The sequence below is a fragment of the Pseudomonas sp. F-14 TE3482 genome, from assembly GCF_053629455.1.
This window is the reverse complement of record NZ_JBRJII010000001.1, coordinates 543292-568826: the sequence shown is the minus strand read 5'-3', so window position 1 is coordinate 568826 and position 25535 is coordinate 543292. Positions and strand designations below refer to the sequence as shown.

The window sequence follows — 25535 nt, the reverse complement described above, 5'->3', positions numbered from 1 at the left end:
ATCTCTCTTAAAGGTCGTTTGTTGGGTAACCTCCGGGGAGCTAAAACTACAGGTCTGATCAGCCGAATGAATCCGGCTGCACGTTTTCTGTTTTTTGCTTGAGGAGTGACCCATGGTTGCCGCATTGCTTGATCGTCTTGGTGTGAACCCGGCCCTGTACCAGAACGGCAAAGTGCCGGTGCATTCGCCTATCGATGGCAGCCGTATCGCTGCCGTGAACTGGGAAGGCGCCGCTGAAGTCGAGCAGCACATCAGTCGCGCAGATCATGCGTTCGAACTGTGGCGCAAGGTTCCGGCGCCGCGCCGTGGCGAATTGGTGCGCCAATTGGGCGACATCTTGCGCGAGTACAAGGCCGACCTCGGTGAACTGGTGTCCTGGGAAGCTGGCAAGATCACTCAGGAAGGTTTGGGTGAAGTTCAGGAAATGATCGACATCTGCGACTTCGCGGTCGGTCTGTCCCGTCAGCTGTACGGTTTGACCATCGCCTCCGAGCGTCCTGGCCACCACATGCGCGAAACCTGGCACCCGCTGGGCGTCGTCGGCGTGATCAGCGCGTTCAACTTCCCGGTCGCCGTTTGGGCCTGGAACGCCACGCTTGCGCTGGTCTGCGGCAACCCGGTGATCTGGAAGCCGTCGGAGAAAACCCCGCTGACCGCGTTGGCCTGCCAGGCGTTGTTCGACCGCGTCCTGAAAAATTTCAGCGACGCACCACCGCACCTGAGCCAAGTGATTATCGGCGGCCGCGATGCCGGCGAAGCGCTGGTCGATGACCCACGTGTCGCGCTGGTCAGCGCCACCGGCAGCACCCGCATGGGCCGCGAAGTGGCGCCGAAAATCGCGGCACGTTTTGCCCGCAGCATTCTCGAGCTGGGCGGCAACAACGCGATGATCCTCGGCCCAAGCGCCGATCTGGACATGGCCGTACGGGCGATTCTGTTCAGCGCCGTCGGCACCGCCGGTCAGCGTTGCACCACGTTGCGTCGCCTGATCGCCCATGAGTCGGTGAAGGAGGAAATCGTCACCCGCCTCAAAGCCGCTTACTCCAAGGTGCGCATCGGCCATCCGCTGGAAGGCAATCTGATTGGGCCGCTGATCGACAAACACAGCTTCGAAAACATGCAGGACGCGCTGGAGCAGGCCTTGAGTGAAGGCGGCCGGGTATTCGGCGGCAAGCGTCAGCTGGAAGACAAATTCCCCAACGCTTACTACGTTTCGCCAGCGATCGTCGAAATGCCGGAGCAGAGCGATGTGGTGTGCAGCGAAACCTTCGCGCCGATTCTGTACGTGATTGGTTACAACGATTTCGAAGAGGCGCTGCGCCTGAACAACGCCGTACCACAAGGCCTGTCGTCGTGCATCTTCACCACCGACGTGCGTGAAGCCGAGCGGTTCATGTCGGCGGTGGGCAGTGATTGCGGGATCGCCAACGTCAACATCGGCCCGAGCGGCGCGGAGATTGGAGGTGCGTTTGGCGGCGAGAAGGAGACCGGTGGTGGTCGTGAATCCGGTTCGGATGCATGGCGCGGGTACATGCGTCGTCAGACCAATACCGTGAACTATTCGTTGGAGTTGCCGTTGGCTCAGGGGATTACGTTCGACTGACGGCCTCCTTTGAACCCATGAAGAACACTGTGGGAGCGGGCTTGCCCGCGATAGCAATCTGTCAGTCACTCAGATGTTGAATGTGCTGACGCTATCGCGGGCAAGCCCGCTCCCACAGAGGAATGGTGTGTTGGTTAGGTTTCTGTTGGAGTCTGGCAATGCCGTTACGCGAAGAGTGTCTGTGGGAAAAACTGACGCCGCAAAGGCCCGACAACGTGGCGCTCAAGGGCGAGGTGACGGTGGATGTCTGCGTCATCGGTGCCGGTTTCACCGGTTTGTCGGCGGCGGTGCATCTGCTGGAACAAGGTAAAAGTGTCTGTGTGCTGGAAGCGCATCGCGCCGGGCATGGCGGTTCGGGGCGTAACGTCGGGCTGGTCAATGCCGGAATGTGGATTCCACCGGATGAAATCGAAGCCGGTTTTGGCGAGGCGGTCGGCAGTCAGCTCAACCGCATGCTGGGTGCGGCGCCGTCGCTGGTTTTCAGCCTGGTCGACAAATACAACATCGATTGCCAGTTACGCCGCGAAGGCACCCTGCACATGGCGCACAACGCGCGTGGCGAGGCGGATCTGCGCAGTCGCGAAGAACAATGGAAACGTCGCGGCGCACCGGTGGAACTGTTGACCGGTCAAGCCTGCGAACAAGCCACCGGCACAAAAAAGATCGCCGCCGCTCTGCTCGATCGGCGTGCCGGCACGATCAACCCGATGGCCTACACCACGGGGCTGGCCAACGCGGCCATCAGTCTCGGCGGTCAGCTGTTCGATCATTCCCCGGTCACCCGACTCGAACGTCAGGGTCAGCGCTGGTCGGTGCAAACCGCCCAGGGTTCGGTGCTGGCCGAACAGGTGGTCATCGCCTCCAACGCCTATACCGAAGGTGACTGGACAGAGCTGCGGCGCAATTTCTTCCCCGGTTATTACTATCAAGTGGCCTCGGTGCCGCTGACCGAAGACGCCGCGAAGCAGATTCTGCCCGGCGGCCAGGGTTCCTGGGATACCCGACAAGTGCTCAGTAGTATTCGGCGAGACAAGGACGGGCGACTGTTACTCGGCAGTCTCGGCAATGGCAACCAGAAACCGACCTGGTTCCTGAAAGCCTGGGCCGACCGGGTTCAGCAGCATTACTTTCCGTATCTGAAACCGGTGGAGTGGGAATGCACCTGGACCGGTTGTATCGCTTTCACGCCGGATCATTTGATGCGCCTGTTTGAGCCGGCACCGGGTCTGGTGGCCGTCACCGGCTACAACGGTCGAGGCGTGACTACCGGCACAGTCGTCGGCAAAGCCTTTGCCGATTATTTGTGTAATGGAAATCCTCGGGCCTTGCCGATTCCTTTCGCACCCATGCAGCCATTGGCGGGTGTGGGGCTGCGAAGCTGCCTTTATGAGGCTGGGTTTTCGCTGTATCACGCGGGCCAGTGCCTGCGGATCGTCATCTGATTGTTGAAATATGTTGCTGGAAGCGGCGCTTTTCAGCGAAGCGGCTAGCCTGTAATGGTGCGGGTTGTAGCAGTCCCGCACCAGCAGTGTGCAGTTCGGTGACGCGGGCTGTTACAGGCTGGTTGCACATCGTTTGGCGCTGCGGTTGCAATGATGGCGCATACGGGTTGCGCCTTTAAATGTAAAAGGTTTCACCTCCCGCGGTTTAGACGGTTGCACGCCCAATGAAAATGGGCCCGAAACAGTCGAAATAACAATAAGGCAGCGACTTTTTTCAGAATAAAAAACCGATGGCACGGCCCTTGCTCTGAGCATTCAGAGAAGTCGCAGTGCCAACTAAAAAAAACCTTGGAGCACCACCTCATGTCCCAGACGTTTTACAAGAAAGGCTTTCTGGCCCTCGCAGTGGCAACTGCGTTGGGTGTTTCTGCGTTTGCACAGGCTGATGTGAAAATTGGTGTGGCGGGGCCGATGACAGGCGCCAACGCCGCATTTGGCGAGCAGTACATGAAGGGTGCGCAGGCAGCGGCTGATGCAGTCAACGCCGCTGGCGGTGTCAACGGGGAAAAAATCGTACTGGTCAAAGGCGATGACGCCTGCGAACCGAAACAGGCTGTGACGGTCGCCAAGGACCTGACCAACCAGAAAGTCGCTGGCGTAGTCGGTCACTTCTGCTCCTCGTCGACCATCCCGGCCTCCGAGATCTACGACGAAGCGGGCATCATCGCGATCACTCCAGGTTCCACCAACCCGGCGGTTACCGAGCGTGGCCTGAGTGCCATGTTCCGTATGTGCGGGCGTGATGACCAGCAAGGCATCGTGGCCGGCGACTACATCGTCGACGTGCTCAAGGGCAAGAAAGTGGTGGTCCTGCACGACAAGGACACCTACGGCCAAGGTCTGGCGGATGCTACCAAGGCTCAACTGGCCAAGCGCGGTGTAACGCCAGTGCTGTATGAAGGCCTGACCCGCGGCGAAAAAGACTTCAGCACCATCGTCACCAAAATCCGCGGCGCTGGCGCCGACGTCGTTTACTTCGGTGGCCTGCACCCGGAAGCCGGTCCTCTGGTTCGTCAACTGCGTGAGCAAGGCCTCAAAGACGTCAAGTTCATGTCCGACGACGGTATCGTAACCGACGAACTGGTGACCACCGCTGGCGGTCCGCAATTCGTTGACGGCGTACTGATGACCTTCGGTGCCGACCCACGCCTGCTGCCAGACAGCAAGACCGTAGTGGACGAGTTCCGCAAGAAGGGCACCGAGCCTGAAGGCTACACCCTGTACGCCTATGCTTCGGTCCAGACCCTCGCGGCTGCCTTCAATGGCGCCAAGAAGAATGATGGCGAAGCGGCGGCCAAATGGCTGAAGGCCAACTCGGTCCAGACCGTAATGGGCAAGAAAGAGTGGGACGCCAAGGGCGACCTGAAAGTCTCCGACTACGTGGTTTACCAGTGGGACAAGGATGGCAAATACCACCAGCTGGAAAAACAGAAGTAAGGGCTGACACGATCAGTTGAACCCCACAAGTCCCTGTGGGAGCGAGCCTGCTCGCGAAGACGGACTGACAGACAGCAGATTTGTTGAATGTTCAACCGCTTTCGCGAGCAGGCTCGCTCCCACACGGAATCAGTGGGGCCAGGCTGATCGTGGCTGACATTACTCCGACGTAAATCTGTATTTTTCCTAGAAGAATCGCACATCACTGGTGTGCAGGTTCTCACTGCGTGAGATTGCGTTATGGATGGTATTTTCCTGCAGCAACTGGTCAACGGCCTGACCCTCGGGTCGGTCTATGGCCTGATCGCCATCGGCTACACAATGGTCTATGGCATCATCGGCATGATCAACTTCGCCCACGGCGAGGTTTACATGATTTCCGCTTACCTCGCGGCAATCAGTCTGGCTCTGCTGGCTTACTTCGGTATTGAATCCTTCCCCCTGCTGATGCTTGGCACCCTGGTTTTCACCATCATCGTCACGGCGGTGTATGGCTGGGTCATCGAGCGCGTCGCCTACAAACCGCTGCGCAACTCCACCCGACTCGCACCCCTGATCAGCGCCATCGGTATTTCGCTGATCCTGCAAAACTATGCACAGATTTCCCAGGGCGCCCGTCAACAAGGCGTACCGACACTGCTGACCGGTGCATGGCGAGTTGAAGTCGGGACCGGCTTCGTCCAGCTTACCTACACCAAGATCTTCATTCTGGTCGCAGCGTTTGTCGGGATGGCCCTGCTGACCTACATCATCAAGTACACCAAGCTCGGCCGTATGTGCCGCGCCACCCAGCAAGACCGCAAGATGGCCTCGATCCTGGGGATCAACACCGATCGCGTCATTTCCTACGTGTTCATTATCGGTGCGGCGATGGCGGCCCTGGCCGGCGTGCTGATCACCATGAACTACGGCACATTCGACTTCTACGCGGGCTTCATCATTGGCATCAAGGCGTTCACCGCCGCGGTACTTGGCGGGATCGGCTCTCTGCCAGGGGCAATGCTTGGCGGGATCATTCTCGGGATCTCCGAGTCGCTGTTCTCTGGCTTGGTCAACTCGGACTACAAAGACGTTTTCAGCTTCTCGCTGCTCGTTCTCGTTCTGGTCTTTCGGCCCCAAGGCCTGCTCGGCCGTCCTCTTGTGTCGAAGGTGTAAGCGATGTCTTCAACCACTAAAAAAACCATTGATCTCAAAAGAAGCCTGGTTGACGCGATTCTTGCCGGCCTGGTGGCCCTGATTGTGTTCGGCCCGATTGTTGGCGTGGTCCTCGACGGCTACGGCTTCAACCTGGAAGCGACCCGGGTGGCATGGATTGTCGCCATCGTCATGGCCGGCCGCTTTGCCTTGAGCCTGTTCCTGCAAACCCCCAAGGGCCTGAGAATTCTCGAAGGCTTTGAAAGCACTGGCTCCGGGGTTCATGTACTGCCGCCTGATTACAAATCCCGCTTGCGCTGGATCATCCCGGTGATGATCGTCATCGCCGTGGTGTTCCCGTTTTTCTCCAACTCCTACCTGCTGGGCGTGGTCATCCTCGGGCTGATCTATGTGCTGCTGGGCCTGGGGCTGAACATCGTGGTCGGCCTGGCCGGCCTGCTCGACCTCGGTTACGTGGCGTTCTACGCCATTGGTGCCTACGGCCTGGCGCTCGGTTATCAATACCTGGGGCTGGGTTTCTGGACGGTGCTGCCGCTGGCGGCAATCACGGCCGGGCTGGCCGGTTGCATCCTGGGTTTTCCAGTACTGCGCCTGCACGGTGACTACCTGGCGATCGTGACCCTGGGGTTCGGTGAAATTATCCGCTTGATCCTCAATAACTGGCTGTCCCTGACTGGCGGCCCGAACGGTATGGCGGCTCCGTTGCCAACGTTCTTTGGCCTGGAGTTTGGCAAAAGAGCGAAGGAGGGAGGCGTCCCGTTCCATGAGTTCTTCGGCATCGCCTATAACCCGGACGTGAAGTACTACTTCATATACGCGGTGTTGTTCCTGGTGGTTCTGGCCGTGCTGTACATCAAGCACCGCTTGACCCGCATGCCGGTCGGTCGCGCGTGGGAAGCCTTGCGCGAAGACGAAATCGCCTGCCGTTCCATGGGCCTGAATCACGTACTGGTCAAGCTGTCGGCGTTCACTATCGGCGCATCGACTGCCGGCCTGGCCGGTGTGTTCTTCGCCACCTATCAGGGGTTCGTCAACCCGACCTCGTTCACCTTCTTCGAGTCGGCGCTGATCCTCGCCATTGTGGTGCTCGGCGGCATGGGCTCGACCATCGGCGTGGTGATTGCGGCGTTCGTGCTGACCGTCGCCCCGGAACTGCTGCGTGGCTTCGCGGAATATCGCGTGCTGCTGTTCGGCATCCTGATGGTGTTGATGATGATCTGGCGACCGCGCGGCCTGATCCGGATCAGCCGTACCGGTGTGACCCCGCGTAAAGGAGTAGCGCCATGAGCGAAGTCGTACTCTCGGTAGACAAACTGATGATGCACTTTGGCGGCATCAAGGCTCTGAGCAATGTCAGCCTGAAGGTCAAGCGCAACTCGATCTTCGCCCTGATCGGCCCCAACGGCGCCGGCAAGACCACCGTGTTCAACTGCTTGACCGGGTTTTACAAAGCGTCCGGCGGGCATATCGAACTCAACACCCGCGGTGTGAAAACCGACGTCATCAAAATGCTCGGGGAACCGTTCAAGGCCGTCGATTTCGTTTCACCCAAAAGCTTTATCAACCGACTCCGCTACAAGATGTTCGGCGGCACGCACCTGATCAACCGTGCCGGTCTGGCGCGGACTTTCCAGAACATTCGCCTGTTCAGGGAAATGTCGGTGCTGGAAAACCTGCTGGTGGCCCAGCATATGTGGGTCAACCGCGGCATGCTGGCCGGCATCCTCAACACCAAGGGTTACCGCAAGGCCGAAAGCGATGCGCTGGACCATGCGTTCTACTGGCTGGAAGTGGTGGATCTGGTGGACTGCGCCAACCGCCTGGCCGGTGAGCTGTCCTACGGTCAGCAACGCCGTCTGGAGATCGCCCGGGCCATGTGTACCCGGCCGCAGATCATCTGCCTCGACGAACCGGCCGCCGGCCTCAACCCTCAGGAAACCGAAGCGCTGAGCGCGATGATCCGGCTGCTGCGCGACGAGCACGATCTGACCGTGGTGCTGATCGAACACGACATGGGCATGGTAATGAGTATTTCCGACCACATCGTTGTACTGGACCACGGCGTTGTCATTGCCGAGGGCGGGCCTGAAGCGATTCGACACGATCCGAAAGTGATTGCCGCCTACCTGGGCGCCGAAGAAGAGGAAGTGGTATGAGTAAACCCATCCTCGAACTCAAGGATCTGGACGTGTTCTACGGGCCGATTCAGGCCCTGAAGAAAGTATCGTTGCACATCAATGAAGGTGAAACCGTCAGCCTGATCGGCTCCAACGGCGCCGGCAAATCGACCCTGCTGATGTCGATCTTCGGCCAGCCGCGGGCCGCTGACGGGCAAATCGTCTATCAGGGTGTGGATATCACCCATAAGTCGTCCCACTACATCGCGTCCAACGGTATCGCTCAATCGCCGGAAGGTCGGCGGGTGTTCCCTGACATGACCGTCGAGGAAAACCTGTTGATGGGTACGATTCCAATCGGTGACAAGTACGCCAAGGAAGACATGCAGCGCATGTTCGAGTTGTTTCCACGGCTCGAAGAGCGGCGTACCCAACGCGCCATGACCATGTCCGGCGGCGAGCAACAAATGCTCGCCATCGCCCGGGCGCTCATGAGCCGGCCAAAGCTGTTGCTGCTCGATGAGCCCAGCCTGGGTCTGGCGCCGATTGTGGTGAAACAGATCTTCGCGACCCTGCGGGAACTGGCCAGTACCGGTATGACCATCTTCCTGGTGGAGCAGAACGCCAACCACGCCCTCAAGTTGTCGGACCGGGCCTACGTGATGGTCAACGGCGAGATCCGCCTCAGCGGCACCGGCAAGGAGCTGCTGGTGAACGATGAGGTGCGTAACGCCTACCTTGGCGGGCACTGAGTTCTGCGTTGCAACAACGAGCCCCGACGAGGAATCGCCGGGGCTTTTTTACATCTGTACAACACCTCCCACACGGCTGCGTGTGCTTTTTGGAAATTGTGGAAAACAATATTCACGACCTCTCAAAGCGCGACATAAAGCCGCTGCAAATTGCTGTTTTATCACGGTTTTGACTTGTCCCCGTTTGCTGTGGAGCTGGCTGTGAATAACGTGGGAGTAGCTGGCTGCAAGCCTTTGAATCCGAGGCTTGCAGCGATGTGATTGTTTTTTGATCAGGTGTTTTTGCTGGACCTCGAGCCGACTTTGTCAACCTTTTTGTTAGGGGCAATCCTGGCATGAATCGAGGTGAACAAGTCTGTGGATAAGTCTGTGGTTAAACTCTGGAAAGAGTCGGCTGAGGGCCGTAGTTACTGGCTTGGAGCCATCGTCGGTTTGACCGCCCGGTCGTGCAAATTGCCCGGGGTTACACAGCAGGCACCTGAGGGTCAAGCAAAAAACTTTCTAATCTGCCCGCAAAGCCTTATAGGCAGCGGCTTGCAGCTTTTGCACTTGCCCCCGGAAACTGTGGACCGGCCTGTGGATAAGGTGCGCGTACATGGCTGCAAGCCACAGCCCATATGGCGTTGCCGGTGTTGATTGTTTTTTGTACGGTTTTTGCGATGGTTGCCGCTATGGACAAGGCCGGGCATGCTGGCAACTGATTTTCTATTCCAAGGGCTGTCGATCAGCCGAAGCAAGGAGAACACGATGTCCAACACCCTGTTTATTACCGGCGCGACTTCCGGTTTTGGTGAAGCCTGCGCCCGTCGTTTTGCCGAAGCCGGCTGGAAACTGGTGCTGACAGGTCGTCGTGAAGAGCGCCTCAATGCCCTGTGCGCCGAGTTGTCGAAGCAGACCGAGGTTCATGGCCTGGTGCTCGACGTGCGGGATCGCAAGGCCATGGAGCAAGCGATTGTCAACCTGCCGCCGTCCTTCGCCAAGCTGCGCGGGCTGATCAACAACGCCGGCCTGGCCTTGGGCGTGGACCCGGCTCCCAAGTGCGATCTTGATGATTGGGACACCATGGTCGACACCAATATCAAAGGCCTGATGTACAGCACTCGCCTGTTGTTGCCGCGTCTGATCGCTCACGGTCGTGGCGCCAGCATCGTCAACCTCGGTTCCATCGCCGGCAACTACCCGTACCCGGGCAGCCACGTGTATGGCGCGAGCAAGGCGTTCGTCAAACAGTTCTCCCTGAACCTGCGTTGCGACCTGCAAGGGACTGGCGTGCGGGTCAGCAACATCGAGCCGGGCCTGTGCGAGAGTGAATTCTCGCTGGTGCGTTTCGCCGGTGATCAGGAGCGTTATAACGCCACTTATGCGGGTGCCGAGCCGATCCAGCCGCAAGACATCGCCGAGACCATTTTCTGGGTGCTCAACGCACCGGCCCACATCAACATCAACAGCCTTGAGCTGATGCCGGTGAGCCAGACCTGGAGCGGGTTTGCGATTGAGCGTAATACGAAGGCTTAAGACCGCGTAACGGCCATCGCGGGCAAGCCACGCTCCCACAGGGTTTGTGTTGAATCGCCATTTTGCGAACGACACAAACCCTGTGGGAGCGGGCTTGCTCGCGATAGCTATCTCTCAGTCAGCGCAAATAGTCGGCCAGCCCGCGATAGCAGGTCGCCAAGTGATAAGGCGTAGTCGAAGGCATGTCCTTGCGGCTCACTTCGCCCTGCTCATCGCGACACTCATACCAGCCGCCCGCATGCAAAAAGCGCTGTTGCAGCGCCTGCAATTGGCGCTGCACAGAGGCTTCGCTGCCCGGGCGCAAGGTCAGGGCGCGCAGGTATTCGGCCTGGGCCCAGATGCGTTGGGTCGCATCACGAGGATGGTCGTCCAGTTCCAGCATCGCGCGCACCGCACCGGTCTGCTGATCCACACCCAATTGCTCGGTGAACGTAAAGGCGCGATCCAGCGAGGCATGCAATTTGGAGCCGCGCAGCAAGGGTGAGGACTCCAGCAGGAAGTACCATTCGAACTGATGGCCCGGCTCGAACCAGTTATCCACAGCCCCAAGCGGCTTTTCCATCAACACCGCGTGTTGCGGGTCGATGAAACGCTGTTGCATGGCTGTGCATAACTCGACAAGCGCGCCCTGCACAGTAACGTCCTCACGCACCGAAAGGATGGCGAGGAAGGCTTCGGCCAAATGCATCAATGGATTTTGCAGCGGCCCGGCGTTGAGCGAGGACCAATCACGGTCCAGGCTGGCTTCGTACAGGCCGTCGCCTGTGGCGAAGCGCTGCGCCAACACTTCCAGCGTGGCGTTGAGTACCGACTCCACCAGCGGTTCGCGAACCTTGTCCCAATAATGGGCGCAGGCGAACAGGATGAAGGCGTGGGTGTAGAGGTCTTTGCGCTGATCCAGCGGCTCACCTTGCGGGTCGATGCTGTAGAACCAGCCGCCATGCTCGGCATCGTGGAAATGCTGTTGCAAGGAGCGGAACAGCGCCGCTGCACGCTCTTCGGCCTCAGGTACTTGGCCGATCAGGCTGGAAAACAGGTACAGCTGCCGCGCGCAAGCCATGGCCCGGTAGCGCTGCGGTGGCAGCGGCTGATGCTCGGCGTCCAGCGCTTCATAAGGCAATGCCATGTCGGCGTTCCAGCCGGGGCCTTGCCAGAGCGGCACGATCACGTCCTCAAAGTGCTGTTGCACCGAGGCGAACAGGGCGGTCAATTCAGGCTGGAAAGCGGAGCGGGAAACATGCGGCATTGGCTGGCGTCGTCACGGCAGGGGCGATTGCGCGACATGGTAGCAGAGAGGCAGGCTTGAGAGAGGCGGTGTCTGATCGGACGCTATCGCGGGCAAGCCCGCTCCCACAGGGATCATCGGTATTCACATCATCTGTGCTGGCGGTGAATATCCTGTGGGAGCGGGCTTGCCCGCGATGAGGCCGGTTCAGGCGCTAGAGAATCAACCCGCCAGCAACCACACCCCTGTCGCCGCCGAAGCCGCACCCGCCAGTCGAACCAGTGGTGCGGCGGCCTGAGGCAAGACGCGAACCACCGCATATCCCGCTGCATGCAAAGCTGCCGTCGCCACCACAAACCCCGCCGCATACGCCCAAGGGCTCGACATCTCCGGCAGTTCCAGACCATGAGCCACGCCATGAAACAGTGCGAACAACGCAGTCGCAGCCACCGCCAGGCTCAACGGCGGACGCACCGCCAAGGCCACTGCCAGGCCCAACGCCAATACCGATGCCGCAATCCCGCCCTCCAGCGCCGGCAGGTTCAACCCTTCAAAGCCCAGCAGCCCGCCGATCAGCATAGTGCCCACGAATGTGCAGGGCAGCGCCCAGCGCGCGGCACCTTTCTGCTGCGCAGCCCACAACCCTACGGCAACCATCGCCAACAAATGATCGAGACCACCCATCGGGTGGCTGATGCCGGCGACCAAGCCATTGTCGCCGTGCCCAGGATGCGCGAATGCGATGGCCGGGGTCAGCAGCAGGGCCATGGCGCCCAGAATGCGTTTCAGTGTCATGGATAAGCTTCCTTGTTGATAAGTGTGATCAGGCCGCAGTCAGCAAGCCCTGGCGTTCAATGAAGGCAATGATTGCTTCCAGACCCAGGCCGGTTTTCTGGTTGCTGAAGACGAATGGTTTGCCGTTGCGCATGCGTTGGGTGTCGCTGTCCATCATCTCTAGCGAGGCGCCTACCAGCGGCGCCAGGTCGATCTTGTTGATCACCAGCAAATCGGATTTGCAGATCCCCGGCCCGCCCTTGCGCGGCAGTTTGTCGCCGGCCGAAACGTCGATCACGTAGATAGTCAGGTCCGACAATTCCGGGCTGAAGGTCGCCGAAAGGTTGTCACCGCCGGACTCCACCAGAATCAGGTCCAGCCCCGGGAAGCGCCGGTTCAGTTGATCCACGGCTTCGAGGTTGATCGAGGCGTCTTCGCGGATCGCGGTATGCGGGCAGCCGCCGGTCTCCACACCGATGATCCGCTCGGGCGCCAGGGCTTCGTTGCGCACCAGGAAGTCGGCGTCTTCGCGGGTGTAGATGTCGTTGGTCACGACGGCCAGGTTGTAGCGGTCGCGCAGGGCCAGGCACAGGGCCAGGGTCAGGGCGGTTTTGCCGGAACCGACCGGGCCGCCGATGCCGACGCGCAGAGGTTGTGTGTTCATGTGGTTCTCCAAAATAAAAGGCCCAAAATAACAGGCCCTAGGAACGGAACAGACGGCTGTACTGGCGCTCATGGGCCATGCACGCCAGGGACAGGCCGAAAGCGGCGCTGCCAGAGTGTTCGGGGTTGATTCGGGTGGCGTCTTGCTGCGCCTGTTGCAGCAACGGCAGCAATTGGCTGGTCAGGCGCTGCGCGGCTTGCTGGCCAAGGGGCAGGGTTTTCATCAACACCGCCAATTGGTTTTCCAGCCAGCTCCAGAGCCAGGCGGCCAGCGCGTCGTGCGGGCTGATCTGCCAGGCGCGGGCCGCCAGCGCCCAGCCAAGGGCCAGGTGTGGTTCAGGGCATTGGTCGAGAAAGGCCCGGGCCGGCGCATCCAGTTCCGGTAAACCGTTGAGCAGTTGCTTCAACGAATAGCCCATCTGCCGGCTTTCCTGATGCAGCTCACGGGTTTCCCGGCTGGCGCGATGTTCTTCGCAGCGTTGCAGCAACTCACCCCAGTTTTCCTCTGCCGCGGCGATGCAATGGGCGAGCAGCAACGGTGCTTCGAAACGCGCCAGGTTCAGCAGCAACTGATCGCTGATCCAGCGCTGCGCGCTGTCGGGATCGTCCACTCGGCCGTTATCCACAGCCATCTCCAAACCCTGGGAATAGCTGTAGCCGCCAATCGGCAGCTGCGGGCTGGCCAGACGCAGCAGCGCCCAGGCCGGGTTCATAAGCGCACGCCGAACTGGTGCAGTTTCGGCGGGTAGTTGAAATCCTCGTCACCGTGCCGCGAATGGTGATGGCCGCCGCCGTAGGCACCATGTTCCGGCTGGAACGGCGCTTCAATGTTCTCGGCATTGGCGCCCAGTTGCTCGAGCATGGCCTTGAGTACGTAATCGTCGAGCAGGCGCAGCCAGCCATCGCCGACTTGCAGGGCCACATGGCGGTTGCCCAGGTGATAGGCGGCGCGGGTCAGTTCGAAAGCGTTGGCGCAGGTGACGTGCAGCAGTTGTTCGGGGCGAGCGCAGACGCGAACCACGCGCCCGTCTTCAGCCTGTAGGCATTCGCCGTCATACAGCGGTGGCTGACCGCGCTCCAAAAACAACCCGACGTCTTCATTCTCGGCACTGAAACAGCGCAAGCGGCTTTTGCTCCGGGCTTCGAAGGTCAGGTGCAACTCGGCGGCCCAGACGGGTTGAGGGTCGATTCTGCGATGAATCACCAGCATCGGAAGGCTTCCAGCAATGGACAATGCTCAGGGATAGAGCAAGGGGCTTGCCAATCGGGTGAAGCGTAGGAAATGCCTGTCGGGGCGGAGTGGGAGGGCGGGAAGCTGGATTAACTTGGTGCGAATTATTGTTGAGCGCACCAAATTGCAGCGAAGTTGAGGGTCCATGTGGGAGCGGGCTTGCTCGCGAAGGCAGTCTTCCAGTCACATAGATGCTGGATGTACCGACGCTTTCGCGAGCAAGCCCGCTCCCACAGGGATTACTCGGTGCTGCCCAATCCCTGCCAGTGCTTGAGGCCAATAAAGATAAACCGCAACTGCTGAGTGATTTTCGCCTGAGGTGTCAGATGCTCCGGCAACGCCTGAGCCGGTGGATCGATGATGTCCGGCAAGGTGGCGAACACGCTTTTGACGATCAGATCAGCCATGACGCTCAAGCCTGCGATGTCCAGATGCTGCAGTTTCGGCATCAGCGACAAGTCCGCCGCCAGGTCCGAGCTGATGTCTTCGCGCAAGCGGCCAATGGCCTGGCGCACTGGCAGCGAGCCGCCATACTGCTCGCGGGCAAGAAACAGGAACTGCGAGCGATTGGCGGTGACCACATCGAGAAAGATCCGCACCGAGGCGTCGATGATGCCGCCCATGACGAACTCGTTATGGCGCACCAGGCGGATGGTTTCACGGAAGGTCTGACCGACTTCGCTCACCAGCACCAGGCCCAGTTCATCCATGTCGGCGAAATGCCGGTAGAAACCGGTGGGTACGATCCCGGCGGTTCTGGTCACTTCGCGCAGGCTCAGGCTGCCGAATCCTCGGCCGCTTTCCATCAAGTGGCGGGCGGCGTCCATCAGGGCGTTGCGGGTCTGTTGTTTCTGTTCGGCGCGGGGCAGCATCGCAAGGGTGTTTTCTGGACAGGACAGCGGCGCACTCTAGCAAATCGGCTTCACTGGCGTCGAACGACTATCGGGAGATCACGCGGGGAAATGCAGCGTCTATAAAGTCAAAAGCCCAATCCGGGGATTGGGCTTTTTTTCGGGGCCGCCATGGGCTTAGCTCACAGCGCTGTTGCGTTCGATCACACGGTCACCACCACCTTCAGCCAGGGTTTGACCCTGTGGAGTGCGATCGGAACCACCTTCAGCAAGAGTTTGGCCTTGTGGCGTGCGATCGGAACCACCTTCAGCAAGGGTTTGGCCTTGTGGAGTACGGTCGGAACCGTCAGCGGCCAGAGTTTGACCTTGTGGAGTGCGATCCGAGCCATCTTGAGTGATCAGGCCTTTTTCTTTCAGGCGATCATTACCACCTTCGGCCAGGGTCTGACCTTGTGGTGTGCGGTCGGAACCATCAGCGGCAACGGTCTGGCTGAACACCGAGTGGCTGTCTTTGACTTGTGGAGTGGCCTGATCAGCGGCCGGCAAAGCAAAAGCAGTGCTGGCTAACATCGAGAGGGTCAGGCTAAGCAGTAATTCGCGTTTCATGATGGGTTGCTCCTTGGGAGGGCGATAAAGTGGGTACGAGGACAATGCTACTCTCGAGAAATCGATATAAAAGTTCATAACCGCAATGGTAATAATCAACAGAATTGATTGTTCGACCGCAGCGCTCTAGAACGGTTGTTTCCGGCGAGCTTTTTTGCACTGAGGTGGGTGTTTTCGACCCACTCTCGCTTCGCAAAAGTGCGGGTGCGGTAACGCCGGATGAGGGGGCAGGATGTCCCCGGCCGATTATTTGAGTGTTAAGTGCCTATTCGGTTAAACCTGCGCGCCATTTCCCAGTCCTAGATTTCATGGCAGGCCGGTTCTGGCCTAACGTTTCATCAGTGCGTCGCTGTCGGGACGCTCAGTCGTATTCAGGAGCCCTGTGCAATGACGCGCACTCGTAAAATTCTCGCCTGGACCTTCGCCAGCCTTGTTGTCCTGCTGGCCGTCCTGGTATTGATCATCGCGTTCTACGATTGGAACCGGATCAAGCCGCCCCTGAACGCCAAAGTGTCCGAAGAACTGCATCGTCCGTTCGCCATCAATGGCAATCTTGCGGTGATCTGGCAGCGCCAGACTGACCAGGGCGGCTGGCGGGCCTGGGTGCCGTGGCCGCATGTGGTGGCTGAGGACCTGACCCTGGGCAATCCGGACTGGTCGAAACAACCGCAGATGGCCACTCTCAAACGCGTCGAACTGCGGATTTCGCCGCTGGCCTTGCTGGCGCAGCGGGTGGTGATCCCGCGTATCGACCTGAGCGAACCCAATGCGAATCTGCAACGTCTGCCCGACGGTCGCGCCAACTGGACGTTCAAGTTCGACCCCAAAGACCCAAACGCCGAGCCTTCGAACTGGGTGCTGGACATCGGGGCCATCGGCTTCGACAAGGGCCAGGTCATGCTCGACGACCAGAAGCTGAAGACTCAGCTTGATCTGCTTATCGATCCGTTGGGCAAACCGATTCCGTTCAGCGACATTGTTGGCGACAAAGCGGCAAAAAAAACCCTTGAGAAGGGTGGTTCACCGCAGGATTACGCCTTCGCATGGAAGGTCAAAGGCCAATACCACGGTCAGAATCTCGCGGGCGAGGGCAAGACCGGCGGTTTGCTGGCTTTACAGGACGCCTCCAAGCCGTTCCCGCTTCAGGCGCAAATGAAGGTCGCCGATACCAGTGTGGAGCTGGCCGGTACGCTCACCGATCCATTGCACCTCGGCGCCCTGGATCTGCGCCTGAAACTGGCCGGTGCCAGCTTGGGTAATCTCTATCCGCTGATCGGCGTAACCCTGCCGGATACTCCGCCTTATGCCACCGACGGGCACTTGATTGCCAAGCTGCAAGAGCCGGGCGGGGCGGTGTACCGCTATGAGGCGTTCAACGGCAAGATCGGCGAGAGTGACATCCATGGCAACCTGACCTACGTGGCGAGCCAGCCGAGGCCCAAACTCAGCGGGGCGCTGGAGTCCAATCAACTGCTGTTTACCGACCTGGCCCCATTGATCGGTGCCGATTCCAACGCCAGGCAAGAGGCCCGCGGCGGCGAAAGCAAGCAGCCGGCGGACAAGCTGCTACCGGTCGAGGAGTTCAGGACTGAACGTTGGCGCGACATGGACGCTGACGTGGAATTCACCGGCAAACGCATCGTCCACAGCGCAAGACTGCCATTCAACGATCTCTATACCCATGTGGTGCTGACCGATGGTGTGCTCAGCCTCGAGCCTCTGCGTTTCGGCGTGGCTGGCGGCAATCTGGATGCGCAGATTCGTCTGGACGGGCGCACCGAGCCTTTGGAAGGCCGGGCCAAACTGACCGCGCGCAAGTTCAAGCTCAAGCAGCTGTTTCCCACCCTGGAGCGGATGAAAACCAGTTTCGGTGAGCTTAATGGCGACGCCGATCTTGTCGGTCGGGGCAACTCGGTAGCCAAACTGCTGGGCACTGCCGATGGCAATTTGAAGATGCTGATCAATGACGGCGCGATCAGTCGTGAGTTGATGGAGTTGGCGGGGCTCAACGTCGGCAACTATGTAGTGGGCAAGATCTTTGGCGACAAGGAAGTGAAGATCAACTGCGCGGCGGCCGATTTCGAGATCAAGGCCGGTCTGGCGACCACGCGGCTGTTCGTCTTCGATACCGAGAATGCAATCGTCTATGTCGACGGCACGGCGAACATGGCGACCGAGCAACTGGACCTGACTATCTCCCCGGAATCCAAGGGCTGGCGTTTGATTTCGCTGCGTTCGCCGCTGTATGTGCGGGGCAAGTTCATCAAGCCGGATGCCGGCGTGAAACCGGTGCCGCTGATGCTGCGCGGGGCCGGGATGGTTGCGCTGGGTGTGATTGCCGCGCCGGCGGCGGGCTTGCTGGCGCTGATAGCGCCCAGCGGTGGTGAGCCAAATCAGTGTGCGCCGTTGCTGGAGCAGATGAAGGCGGGCAAGGCGCCGGTGACGGTCAAGCCCACCCAGTAACTTTCAGCGTCTGTTATGACGCCTTCGCGGGCAAGCCACGCTCCCACAGGTTTTGCGTCGTGCCTATCGTCGGCATGCGACACAAAACCTGTGGGAGCGTGGCTTGCCCGCGAAGGCGGTTCAATAGCCGCTATAGATCTTTCAGAATATCGGCCCTGTCATCGGCATGCTCTACGCCCCAGGTCAGGATGTCTTCGATGCGCCTACATTGGAATGCGTTCTGCCGGAGCTGCCGAAGGCTGCGATCTTGGCAATAGACCAGACAATCGAGCCTCCTCCTGCAGCCACGCAAAAAATGCCCGCACCGGCGGATGCCGTTCGCGGCCCGGTACGCACAGTGCGCTGTATCCGGCCCCGTCGACCTGAATATTCCCTCGATAAGGCAGCAGCAAACCGCTGGCCACACTTTCCGACACCAGAATGTTGCTCGCCAGCACCAGGCCTTGCCCGGCGATGGCGGCTTGCAAGGCGTAATGTTCTTCGTCGTACTCACGAACCGTCGGTTGCGCGGCCAGCCAGGTTTCGCCGGACTGCGCGCACCAAGCCTCCCAGCCATGGGCGTACAGCTTGGAATTGTGCCAGCGCACGCTGATGAGGGTTGGTACCCGGCTGGGCGCCAGGGCCACTTGTTCAGGCGAGCCATAGACCCCGAAGGATTCGTCGAACAGGCACAAACCATACAGGTTCGGGTAATCGTCGAGGCTGTAACGCACCACCAGATCGACGCTGGCGTCCTGATGCAAATCGATCACTTCGCAGTGAGTGTCCAGGCGCAGGCTGATGTTTGGATGGCGGGCGTAAAACCGGCCCAGCCTTGGCACCAGCCAGAGGGCGGCGAACGCGGCTGTGGTGGAAATCGTCAGGTTTGTGCCGCTGCGTTGCGGGCGCAAGGTATCGACGCTTTGCGCCACTTCCAGCAGGGCACCGTGCAGGCTGCGGAACAGCCGTTCGCCGCACTCGGTGAGGCGCACCTGCCGTGGCAGTCGTTCGAACAACGGCACGCCGAGCCAGTTTTCCAGGGAGCGGATCTGATGGGAAACCGCCGTCGGCGTCACGGAGAGCTCTTCGGCGGCGGCCTTGAAGCTCAACAGGCGCGAGGCGGATTCGAAGGCGCGTAGGGCGGTCAGCGGCAACGAGGCAAACATTTTAAAACTCCATGGATGAAATGGATTCATCCAGACTGATTTTTGTTCATTTGAAGATAGACGGTCACGCGCTTCAAGCTGCAACCACAAGCCGTTTCAGTTTAGCCCTTCAAGGAGATTCAGATGAGCAGAATTCTTGCCATTCACGCCAGCCCCCGTGGCGAACGTTCTCATTCGCGGCGTCTGGCCGAGGTGTTTCTTTCGGCCTGGCAGGTCCGCAACCCACAGTCGCAATTGACCCGCCGTGAAGTCGGTCGGGCGTTGATTCCGGCCGTCAACGAAGCGTTTGTGGCAGCCGCTTTTCACCCGGAACCCGAGGCGCGAACGCTGTCGATGCAGGCCGATCTGGCACTGAGCGATGAATTGGTGGGGGAGTTACTCGGCCATGATCTGTTGGTGATTTCCACCCCGATGTACAACTTCAACGTGCCCAGCGGGCTCAAGGCCTGGGTCGACCAGATCGTGCGGCTCGGGCTGACGTTCAATCACACTCTGGACAACGGCATCGCGCAGTACGAACCGCTGGTGCAGGGCAAAAAGGCGTTGATCGTCACCAGTCGCGGCGGGTTCGGCTTCGGGCCGGGTGGTGAACTTGAGGCGATGAACCATGCCGACCCGTTTTTGCGCACCGCGTTGGGGTTCATCGGCATCACCGACGTCACCGTTGTTGCCGCCGAAGGCGAAGAGTCCGCCGAACGCACCTTCCAGGTGTCCGTGGCCGAGGCCGAGCAGCGTTTGCTGGCGCTGGCCAGGGCGTTCTAGATGGCCTGGTTGTTCTTGCTGATCGCCGCCGGGTTCGAAGTCACCTTCGCCATGGGCATGAAGTACGCCGAAGGCTTCACCCGGCTCTGGCCCTCGGTGATTACGGTGGCGGCGGCGGTGGGCGGGATTTACTTTCTGACGCTGGCCATGCGCGAATTGCCGGTGAGCATCGCCTACCCGATCTGGACCGCCATCGGCTCACTGGGCACGGTGTTTCTCGGCTTTGCGCTGCTTGGCGAAAGCCTGACCGCGCTCAAGCTGGTGTCGGTCGGGCTGATAGTGACGGGCGTGGTGGGGTTGAAGTAAGCGATGTCATAGACTGGTCGTTGAGTTGTCATCTTGGGTGACGATGCTTGGCTGACGCCTTGCATCCAGCCTTGCTTCATCTCACCGATCACAAGGATGTTCATCCATGTCGCAAGGTTCCGCCACGCGTTACCCGTTGGTATTGGTCCCGGGGATGCTCGGGTTTATCCGCTTGTTGCTCTATCCCTATTGGTACGGAATCATTTCGGCGCTGCGCCGGGATGGGGCGACCGTGATTGCGGTGCAGGTCTCGCCGCTCAACTCCACCGAGGTGCGCGGCGAACAATTGTTGGCACGGATCGAGGAGATTTTGCGTGAAACCGGGGCCGAGAAAGTCAACCTGATCGGCCACAGCCAGGGCTCGCTGACCGCCCGTTACGCCGCGGCAAAACGCCCGGACCAGGTGGCTTCGGTGACTTCGGTGGCCGGGCCGAATCACGGCTCGGAACTGGCGGACCATCTGCACACCCATTATCCGGCTGACAGCGCCAAGGGCCGGCTCCTGAGCTTTTTACTGTGGTTGATCAGCGCGCTGATGTGCCTGCTGGAAACCGGCTATCGCGGGCCGAGACTGCCGGTGGATATCCCGGCATCGCATCAATCCCTGACCACCGCGGGCGTGGCGCTGTTCAATCAGCGTTATCCACAGGGCCTGCCTGAAACCTGGGGCGGGCACGGCCCGGAAGTGGTCAATGGCGTGCGTTATTACTCCTGGTCCGGGACTTTACAAGCGGGCAAGACCGATCGCGGGTGCAACCTGTTCGACGGGACCAATCGCAGTTGCCGGTTGTTTGCCAGGACCTTCGTGCGTGAGGCGGGGCATTGCGACGGGATGGTCGGGCGTTACAGCTCGCATTTGGGGACGGTGATCGGTGATGAATACCCGATGGATCACTTCGATATCGTCAACCAATCGCTGGGGTTGGTGGGCAAGGGTGCAGAGCCGGTGCGGTTGTTTGTCGAGCATGCGGCGCGGTTGAAGGCGGCCGGTGTGTGAACGGCGGTGAGACCGCGTTATCGTTCTTCGCGGGCAAGCCACGCTCCCACAGGTTTTGTGTCGGACGCCGGAAATGAGCACGCCTGAGCTATATCAACGCAGCCATCTCGATAGTAGGTGAACGTGTAACAGGCTTTGTCTACACTCCGAAACGAGGCCGCATCCATCGGTGCGGTAACAAGGAGAACACTCCATGAAGATGTTGCGTGCCCCGTTGTTGATGGTCGGTTTGCTGCTCTGCTCCCAGGGTTTCGCCGCCACTGCCCAACAGAACAAAATGACCACCTGCAATGCCGAGGCTACCGCCAAAAGCCTCAAGGGCGACGAGCGCAAAGCCTTCATGAGCACCTGTCTCAAAGCTGCGCCGGCCGCCGATGCCGCCAAGCCCATGACCCCTCAACAAGAAAAGATGAAAACCTGCAACGCCACGGCGACCGCCCAGGCCCTCACGGGTGATGCGCGCAAAACCTTCATGAGCGATTGCCTGAAGAAAAAATAAGTCATCCGTAGGGGCGTAATCTTGCGGTGATCGTTCTGACCTCATCGCGGGCAAGCCCGCTCCCACAGGGATCTCGGATGCCTGCACATTTTTTGTTCAGCGCACATACCGTGTGGGAGCGGGCTTGCCCGCGATGAGGCCTGAAAGTCCCACCAAGGTCGACCTACACAATCCCTAGTGCTCGCCCCGGAACGCTGGCAGACTGCCAATCCTTTTACGTCGTTCGTTTTGAGGCTGTATGTCAGCGTTTTCTCAGCGTCAGGTCTTGTTGCTTATCAGCTGGGTCATCATTTTTGGTGGTTTGCTGCTGGTGCTCCCTCTGCGATTACTGCCCAGCCTGCTGGCCGGGTTGTTGGTGTTTGAACTGGTCAACATGCTCACGCCGCAATTGCAGCGGCTGATCGAAGGCCGCCGTGCGCGCTGGCTGGCGGTGGCGTTGCTGGGGACATTGGTGGTCAGCGTGCTGGCGCTGATCTTTGCCGGTGCGATCAGTTTTCTGCTGCACGAGGCAGAAAACCCTGGTGCTTCTCTCGACAAATTCATGGTCGTGGTCGACCGCGCGCGCGGACAGTTGCCGCCGTTCATCGACGCTTATCTACCGGCCAGTGCCGCCGAGTTTCGCGTGGCCATCGGTCAGTGGATGAGCAAGCACCTCAGCGACTTGCAACTGGTGGGCAAGGATGCGGCACACATGTTCGTGACGCTGCTGATCGGCATGGTGCTGGGGGCGATCATCGCCTTGCAGCGAGCGCCGGATGTGACCAAGCGCAAACCGTTGGCCGCGGCGCTGTTCGACCGTTTGCACCTGTTGGTCCAGGCGTTTCGCAACATCGTTTTCGCCCAGATCAAGATTTCCCTGCTCAATACCTTCTTCACCGGGATTTTTCTCGCGGTGGTCCTGCCGATGTTCGGGATCAAGCTGCCGTTGACCAAAACCCTGATCGTGCTGACTTTCCTGCTCGGCCTGTTGCCGGTGATCGGCAACCTGATCTCCAACACCTTGATCACCATCGTCGGCTTGTCGCTATCGATCTGGGTGGCGGTGGCGGCGCTGGGTTACCTGATTGTTATCCACAAGCTCGAATACTTCCTCAACGCGCGCATCGTCGGCGGGCAGATCAGTGCCAAGTCGTGGGAGTTGCTGCTGGCAATGCTGGTGTTCGAAGCCGCGTTCGGCCTGCCGGGGGTGGTGGCGGGGCCGATTTATTACGCGTATCTGAAGAGTGAGTTGAAGCAGGTGGGGATGGTTTGATCCAGTGTTGATCTAATTGTGGCGAGGGAGCTTGCTCCCGTTCGGGGGCGCAGCAGCCGCAAAACCAGCGTATGCGGTGCACCTGACGAAATGGTTTGAATGGTTTCAGGGCTGCTGCGCAGCCCAACGGGAGCAAGCTCCCTCGCCACAGGGTTTCAGGTCAATCCATCGGGCCGTAACGCTTGGCCGCCTCGATCGCCAACCCGCTGCCGATGCTGCCGAAGATGTTCCCTTCCACATGCCGCGCATTCGGCAACATCGCCGAGACGCTGTTGCGCAGCGCCGGGATTCCGCTCGAACCGCCGGTGAAGAACACGGTATCCACCTGATCGACCCGCACATTGGCGTCTGCCAGCAATTGGGTCACGCTGTTGCGCACCCGCTCCAGCAGATTGTCGATGGCCGATTCGAACAGTGCCCGGCTCAATTCCACGCTCAAACCCGGCTCGATCCGATCCAGTGGTACATGGCGGCTATCGGCGTGGGTCAGCTGGATCTTGGTTTCTTCCACTTCCATGGCTAGCCAGTGGCCGGCGCGCTGGTCGATCAGCTTGAACAGGCGATCGATGCCGCCAGTGTCTTCGATGTCGTAACGCATGCTGCCCAGGGCCAGGGTCGACTTCTGCGAGTACACCGAGTTGATGGTGTGCCAGGTCGCCAGGTTCATGTGGTGGCTGGTCGGCATATAGGCGCCGCTCTTCATCCGGCTGCCGTAGCCAAACAGCGGCATCAGGCCTTGCAGGCTCAGTTGCTTGTCGAAATCAGTCCCGCCGATGTGCACGCCACCGGTGGCGAGAATGTCGTCGTGACGGTTGTCGTGGTTGCGGCGCTCAGGCGACAGGCGCACCAGTGAGAAGTCCGAGGTACCGCCGCCGATGTCCACAATCACGACAAGCTCTTCTTTTTCGATGGTCGACTCATAGTCGAACGCCGCCGCAATCGGTTCGTACTGGAACGAGACATCCTTGAAGCCGATGGCGCGGGCTACATCCACCAGGGTGTTTTCTGCTTCCTGGTCGGCCATTTCATCGTCATCGACGAAAAACACTGGCCGGCCCAGCACCACTTCCTCGAATTCCCGACCGGCAGCGGCTTCGGCACGCTTCTTCAACTGGCCGATGAACAGGCCGAGCAGGTCCTTGAACGGCATCGCCGTGCCGAGGACGCTAGTGTCGTGCTTGATCAGTTTGGAGCCCAGCAGGCTCTTGAGCGAGCGCATCAGCCGGCCTTCATAGCCTTCCAGGTACTCGTGCAGCGCCAGCCGGCCGTACACCGGGCGGCGTTCTTCCATATTGAAGAAGACCACCGAGGGTAGGGTGATCTTGTCGTCCTCCAGCGCGATCAGCGTTTCCATGCCGGGGCGCAGCCAGCCGACGGTGGAGTTGGATGTGCCGAAGTCGATACCACAGGCACGGGCTGGAGATGCGTTTTTCATGTCTTTCAAGTTCCGGTTAAAAAACGGCCGCGCAGTGTATGTCAGTGCGGCGAAGATTCGTAGGCCGACTATCCGTTAAATCGCAGCGCTCAGCGCTTGAAAGATGCCCAATCACCCCCAAACTTCCCTGCATAGACTTGGCAACCCCTGGGGCGACTGCAAGAACCGCGCCCTGCTGCCGATAAACTTCTGATGCGCTGCCCGGTCACAACCTTGAGATCGGTCAATCCAAACGCTGCAAACAAGAGCATGCTGTGCCTGGCTGCGCGATTTCGATAATGGATGGTGATTCCCTCGATGGACTTCAAAGACTATTACAAGATTCTCGGTGTGGAGCCGACCGCGGACGATAAGGCGATCAAGGCCGCCTATCGAAAGCTGGCGCGCAAATACCACCCCGACGTCAGCAAGGAAAAGGACGCCGAGGCCAAATTCAAGGACGCTTCGGAAGCCTATGAAGCGCTGAAAAGCGCCGACAAGCGCGCCGAATACGACGACTTGCGCAAATACGGCCACCACGGTCAGCCCTTTCAGGGCCCACCGGGTTGGCAGAGCCGCGGTGGTTTCGGGGGTGGTGGTCAGGACACGGGCGATTTCTCGGACTTTTTCAGTTCGATCTTCGGCAACCGTGGTCCGGGTTTCGGTGGTGGTGGACGGTCGGGCCATAGCGCCGGACGTCGAGGGCAAGACGTGGAAATGGAATTACCGGTTTTTCTGGAAGAAACCCTCTCGACCGAATCGAAGAAAGTCAGCTTCCAGGTGCCGCATTACAACGCTGCCGGCCAACATGTCAGCAACACCAGCAAAAGCCTGAACGTGAAGATCCCCGCTGGCGTGACCGACGGTGAGCGCATCCGCCTCAAGGGCCAGGGCGCTCCGGGCATCGGTGGCGGAGCCAATGGCGACTTGTACCTGACCATCCGTTTTGCGCCGCACCCCAAATTCGACGTCGAAGGCGAGAACCTGATCATCACCTTGCCGCTGGCTCCGTGGGAGCTGGCGCTGGGGACCGAAGTCGCGGTGCCGACCCTGACCGGCAAGATCAACCTCAAGGTTCCGGCCGGTAGCCAGAATGGCCAGCGCATGCGCGCCAAGGGCCACGGCCTGCTGCACAAGGCCGGTCACCGTGGCTACCTGTTCGTGCAGCTCAAGGCAGTGATGCCGAAAAAACTCGACCATGACGTCAAAGAATTGTGGGAGGAGCTGGCGAAAAAAGCCGCTTTCGATCCGCGAGAGAACTTTTGA

General features: G+C 59.8%; 24 protein-coding genes. 15 read left to right on the top strand and 9 right to left on the bottom strand.

Translation table 11 applies throughout. The annotated features are described in order from the left end of the window. Positions 1 to 112: 112 nt before the first annotated feature. The 8 genes from amaB (at position 113) to AB7M26_RS02455 (ending at position 10081) form a co-directional block, all read left to right on the top strand. Positions 113 to 1603, top strand: a complete 1491-nt coding sequence (gene amaB / locus AB7M26_RS02490; protein ID WP_095634030.1) for an L-piperidine-6-carboxylate dehydrogenase — start codon at positions 113 to 115, stop codon at positions 1601 to 1603. Between the two features lie 158 nt (positions 1604 to 1761). Continuing rightward, positions 1762 to 3045: an L-pipecolate oxidase gene (gene amaA, locus AB7M26_RS02485; protein ID WP_123499815.1), complete on the top strand. Its 1284-nt coding sequence runs from the start codon at positions 1762 to 1764 to the stop codon at positions 3043 to 3045. A gap of 363 nt (positions 3046 to 3408) precedes the next feature. Beyond that, positions 3409 to 4542 (top strand): ABC transporter substrate-binding protein, encoded by a 1134-nt coding sequence (locus AB7M26_RS02480; RefSeq protein ID WP_123499813.1) that lies wholly within the window; start codon positions 3409 to 3411, stop codon positions 4540 to 4542. A gap of 240 nt (positions 4543 to 4782) precedes the next feature. Beyond that, positions 4783 to 5697, top strand: coding sequence for an ABC transporter permease subunit (locus AB7M26_RS02475; RefSeq protein WP_123499811.1), 915 nt, complete (start codon positions 4783 to 4785; stop codon positions 5695 to 5697). Between the two features lie 3 nt (positions 5698 to 5700). After that, entirely contained in the window at positions 5701 to 6984 is a 1284-nt protein-coding gene (livM, locus tag AB7M26_RS02470) for a high-affinity branched-chain amino acid ABC transporter permease LivM (RefSeq protein WP_038978730.1), read from the top strand. After that, on the top strand, positions 6981 to 7853 hold the full coding sequence (locus tag AB7M26_RS02465) for an ABC transporter ATP-binding protein (protein WP_123499809.1): 873 nt from the start codon (positions 6981 to 6983) through the stop codon (positions 7851 to 7853). Before livM ends, AB7M26_RS02465 begins: the two co-directional genes overlap by 4 nt. Beyond that, positions 7850 to 8566 (top strand): ABC transporter ATP-binding protein, encoded by a 717-nt coding sequence (locus tag AB7M26_RS02460; RefSeq protein WP_007902726.1) that lies wholly within the window; start codon positions 7850 to 7852, stop codon positions 8564 to 8566. The genes AB7M26_RS02465 and AB7M26_RS02460 overlap by 4 nt, the downstream gene beginning before the upstream one ends. A gap of 747 nt (positions 8567 to 9313) precedes the next feature. After that, entirely contained in the window at positions 9314 to 10081 is a 768-nt protein-coding gene (locus AB7M26_RS02455; RefSeq protein WP_123499807.1) for an SDR family oxidoreductase, read from the top strand. A 118-nt stretch (positions 10082 to 10199) separates the two neighbouring features. Here AB7M26_RS02455 and AB7M26_RS02450 read toward each other — a convergent pair whose 3' ends face one another. The 7 genes from AB7M26_RS02450 to AB7M26_RS02420 form a co-directional block, all read right to left on the bottom strand. Next, complete coding sequence (locus tag AB7M26_RS02450; protein WP_123499804.1) at positions 10200 to 11327, bottom strand: AGE family epimerase/isomerase; 1128 nt, start codon at positions 11325 to 11327, stop codon at positions 10200 to 10202. A gap of 201 nt (positions 11328 to 11528) precedes the next feature. Beyond that, on the bottom strand, positions 11529 to 12101 hold the full coding sequence (locus AB7M26_RS02445) for a HupE/UreJ family protein (protein ID WP_123499802.1): 573 nt from the start codon (positions 12099 to 12101) through the stop codon (positions 11529 to 11531). A 28-nt stretch (positions 12102 to 12129) separates the two neighbouring features. Next, on the bottom strand, positions 12130 to 12744 hold the full coding sequence (gene ureG / locus AB7M26_RS02440; protein ID WP_123499800.1) for an urease accessory protein UreG: 615 nt from the start codon (positions 12742 to 12744) through the stop codon (positions 12130 to 12132). A gap of 37 nt (positions 12745 to 12781) precedes the next feature. Then, positions 12782 to 13456, bottom strand: coding sequence for an urease accessory protein UreF (locus AB7M26_RS02435; RefSeq protein WP_123499798.1), 675 nt, complete (start codon positions 13454 to 13456; stop codon positions 12782 to 12784). Continuing rightward, positions 13453 to 13953: an urease accessory protein UreE gene (gene ureE / locus AB7M26_RS02430; RefSeq protein ID WP_123499796.1), complete on the bottom strand. Its 501-nt coding sequence runs from the start codon at positions 13951 to 13953 to the stop codon at positions 13453 to 13455. Before ureE ends, AB7M26_RS02435 begins: the two co-directional genes overlap by 4 nt. A 260-nt stretch (positions 13954 to 14213) precedes the next feature. Next, complete coding sequence (locus AB7M26_RS02425) at positions 14214 to 14846, bottom strand: TetR family transcriptional regulator (RefSeq protein WP_123499794.1); 633 nt, start codon at positions 14844 to 14846, stop codon at positions 14214 to 14216. A 156-nt stretch (positions 14847 to 15002) separates the two neighbouring features. Continuing rightward, on the bottom strand, positions 15003 to 15431 hold the full coding sequence (locus AB7M26_RS02420; RefSeq protein WP_123499792.1) for a hypothetical protein: 429 nt from the start codon (positions 15429 to 15431) through the stop codon (positions 15003 to 15005). Positions 15432 to 15818: 387 nt separating this feature from the next. On the opposite strand from AB7M26_RS02420, the gene AB7M26_RS02415 reads away from it, so the two are divergent. Then, on the top strand, positions 15819 to 17894 hold the full coding sequence (locus AB7M26_RS02415; RefSeq protein WP_123499790.1) for an AsmA family protein: 2076 nt from the start codon (positions 15819 to 15821) through the stop codon (positions 17892 to 17894). Positions 17895 to 18097: 203 nt separating this feature from the next. Here the strand turns inward: AB7M26_RS02415 and AB7M26_RS02410 are convergent, their stop codons facing one another. Beyond that, positions 18098 to 19039: a LysR substrate-binding domain-containing protein gene (locus AB7M26_RS02410; RefSeq protein WP_123499788.1), complete on the bottom strand. Its 942-nt coding sequence runs from the start codon at positions 19037 to 19039 to the stop codon at positions 18098 to 18100. 123 nt (positions 19040 to 19162) lie between these two features. On the opposite strand from AB7M26_RS02410, the gene AB7M26_RS02405 reads away from it, so the two are divergent. The 5 genes from AB7M26_RS02405 to AB7M26_RS02385 all read left to right on the top strand — a co-directional run bounded on the left by AB7M26_RS02405 (position 19163) and on the right by AB7M26_RS02385 (position 22855). Next, on the top strand, positions 19163 to 19801 hold the full coding sequence (locus AB7M26_RS02405; RefSeq protein ID WP_123499786.1) for an FMN-dependent NADH-azoreductase: 639 nt from the start codon (positions 19163 to 19165) through the stop codon (positions 19799 to 19801). Then, positions 19802 to 20107: a DMT family transporter gene (locus AB7M26_RS02400; protein ID WP_123499784.1), complete on the top strand. Its 306-nt coding sequence runs from the start codon at positions 19802 to 19804 to the stop codon at positions 20105 to 20107. It abuts the gene before it with no gap. A 106-nt stretch (positions 20108 to 20213) separates the two neighbouring features. After that, complete coding sequence (locus AB7M26_RS02395; RefSeq protein WP_123499782.1) at positions 20214 to 21104, top strand: esterase/lipase family protein; 891 nt, start codon at positions 20214 to 20216, stop codon at positions 21102 to 21104. 193 nt (positions 21105 to 21297) lie between these two features. Further along, positions 21298 to 21603, top strand: coding sequence for a PsiF family protein (locus AB7M26_RS02390; RefSeq protein WP_123499780.1), 306 nt, complete (start codon positions 21298 to 21300; stop codon positions 21601 to 21603). A gap of 238 nt (positions 21604 to 21841) precedes the next feature. Further along, the gene (locus AB7M26_RS02385) at positions 21842 to 22855 is read left to right on the top strand and encodes an AI-2E family transporter (RefSeq protein ID WP_063341719.1); all 1014 of its coding nucleotides are present in this window, start codon (positions 21842 to 21844) and stop codon (positions 22853 to 22855) included. 160 nt (positions 22856 to 23015) lie between these two features. On the opposite strand, the gene AB7M26_RS02380 is transcribed toward AB7M26_RS02385, so the two are convergent. Next, entirely contained in the window at positions 23016 to 24290 is a 1275-nt protein-coding gene (locus tag AB7M26_RS02380) for an Hsp70 family protein (protein ID WP_123499778.1), read from the bottom strand. A 297-nt stretch (positions 24291 to 24587) separates the two neighbouring features. Between AB7M26_RS02380 and AB7M26_RS02375 the strand changes: the two genes are divergently transcribed. Then, positions 24588 to 25535 carry a DnaJ C-terminal domain-containing protein gene (locus AB7M26_RS02375; protein ID WP_123499867.1) on the top strand — a complete coding sequence of 316 codons (948 nt, stop codon included), beginning with the start codon at positions 24588 to 24590 and terminating at the stop codon, positions 25533 to 25535.

Bases quoted from the DNA above. Each gene is read 5' to 3' on its own strand.
- amaB (WP_095634030.1), top strand. From the start codon at position 113: ATGGTTGCCGCATTGCTTGATCGTCTTGGTGTGAACCCGGCCCTGTAC.
- amaA (WP_123499815.1), top strand. From the start codon at position 1,762: ATGCCGTTACGCGAAGAGTGTCTGTGGGAAAAACTGACGCCGCAAAGG.
- AB7M26_RS02480 (WP_123499813.1), top strand. From the start codon at position 3,409: ATGTCCCAGACGTTTTACAAGAAAGGCTTTCTGGCCCTCGCAGTGGCA.
- AB7M26_RS02475 (WP_123499811.1), top strand. From the start codon at position 4,783: ATGGATGGTATTTTCCTGCAGCAACTGGTCAACGGCCTGACCCTCGGG.
- livM (WP_038978730.1), top strand. From the start codon at position 5,701: ATGTCTTCAACCACTAAAAAAACCATTGATCTCAAAAGAAGCCTGGTT.
- AB7M26_RS02465 (WP_123499809.1), top strand. From the start codon at position 6,981: ATGAGCGAAGTCGTACTCTCGGTAGACAAACTGATGATGCACTTTGGC.
- AB7M26_RS02460 (WP_007902726.1), top strand. From the start codon at position 7,850: ATGAGTAAACCCATCCTCGAACTCAAGGATCTGGACGTGTTCTACGGG.
- AB7M26_RS02455 (WP_123499807.1), top strand. From the start codon at position 9,314: ATGTCCAACACCCTGTTTATTACCGGCGCGACTTCCGGTTTTGGTGAA.
- AB7M26_RS02450 (WP_123499804.1), bottom strand. From the start codon at position 11,327: ATGCCGCATGTTTCCCGCTCCGCTTTCCAGCCTGAATTGACCGCCCTG.
- AB7M26_RS02445 (WP_123499802.1), bottom strand. From the start codon at position 12,101: ATGACACTGAAACGCATTCTGGGCGCCATGGCCCTGCTGCTGACCCCG.
- ureG (WP_123499800.1), bottom strand. From the start codon at position 12,744: ATGAACACACAACCTCTGCGCGTCGGCATCGGCGGCCCGGTCGGTTCC.
- AB7M26_RS02435 (WP_123499798.1), bottom strand. From the start codon at position 13,456: ATGAACCCGGCCTGGGCGCTGCTGCGTCTGGCCAGCCCGCAGCTGCCG.
- ureE (WP_123499796.1), bottom strand. From the start codon at position 13,953: ATGCTGGTGATTCATCGCAGAATCGACCCTCAACCCGTCTGGGCCGCC.
- AB7M26_RS02425 (WP_123499794.1), bottom strand. From the start codon at position 14,846: ATGCTGCCCCGCGCCGAACAGAAACAACAGACCCGCAACGCCCTGATG.
- AB7M26_RS02420 (WP_123499792.1), bottom strand. From the start codon at position 15,431: ATGAAACGCGAATTACTGCTTAGCCTGACCCTCTCGATGTTAGCCAGC.
- AB7M26_RS02415 (WP_123499790.1), top strand. From the start codon at position 15,819: ATGACGCGCACTCGTAAAATTCTCGCCTGGACCTTCGCCAGCCTTGTT.
- AB7M26_RS02410 (WP_123499788.1), bottom strand. From the start codon at position 19,039: ATGTTTGCCTCGTTGCCGCTGACCGCCCTACGCGCCTTCGAATCCGCC.
- AB7M26_RS02405 (WP_123499786.1), top strand. From the start codon at position 19,163: ATGAGCAGAATTCTTGCCATTCACGCCAGCCCCCGTGGCGAACGTTCT.
- AB7M26_RS02400 (WP_123499784.1), top strand. From the start codon at position 19,802: ATGGCCTGGTTGTTCTTGCTGATCGCCGCCGGGTTCGAAGTCACCTTC.
- AB7M26_RS02395 (WP_123499782.1), top strand. From the start codon at position 20,214: ATGTCGCAAGGTTCCGCCACGCGTTACCCGTTGGTATTGGTCCCGGGG.
- AB7M26_RS02390 (WP_123499780.1), top strand. From the start codon at position 21,298: ATGAAGATGTTGCGTGCCCCGTTGTTGATGGTCGGTTTGCTGCTCTGC.
- AB7M26_RS02385 (WP_063341719.1), top strand. From the start codon at position 21,842: ATGTCAGCGTTTTCTCAGCGTCAGGTCTTGTTGCTTATCAGCTGGGTC.
- AB7M26_RS02380 (WP_123499778.1), bottom strand. From the start codon at position 24,290: ATGAAAAACGCATCTCCAGCCCGTGCCTGTGGTATCGACTTCGGCACA.
- AB7M26_RS02375 (WP_123499867.1), top strand. From the start codon at position 24,588: ATGGACTTCAAAGACTATTACAAGATTCTCGGTGTGGAGCCGACCGCG.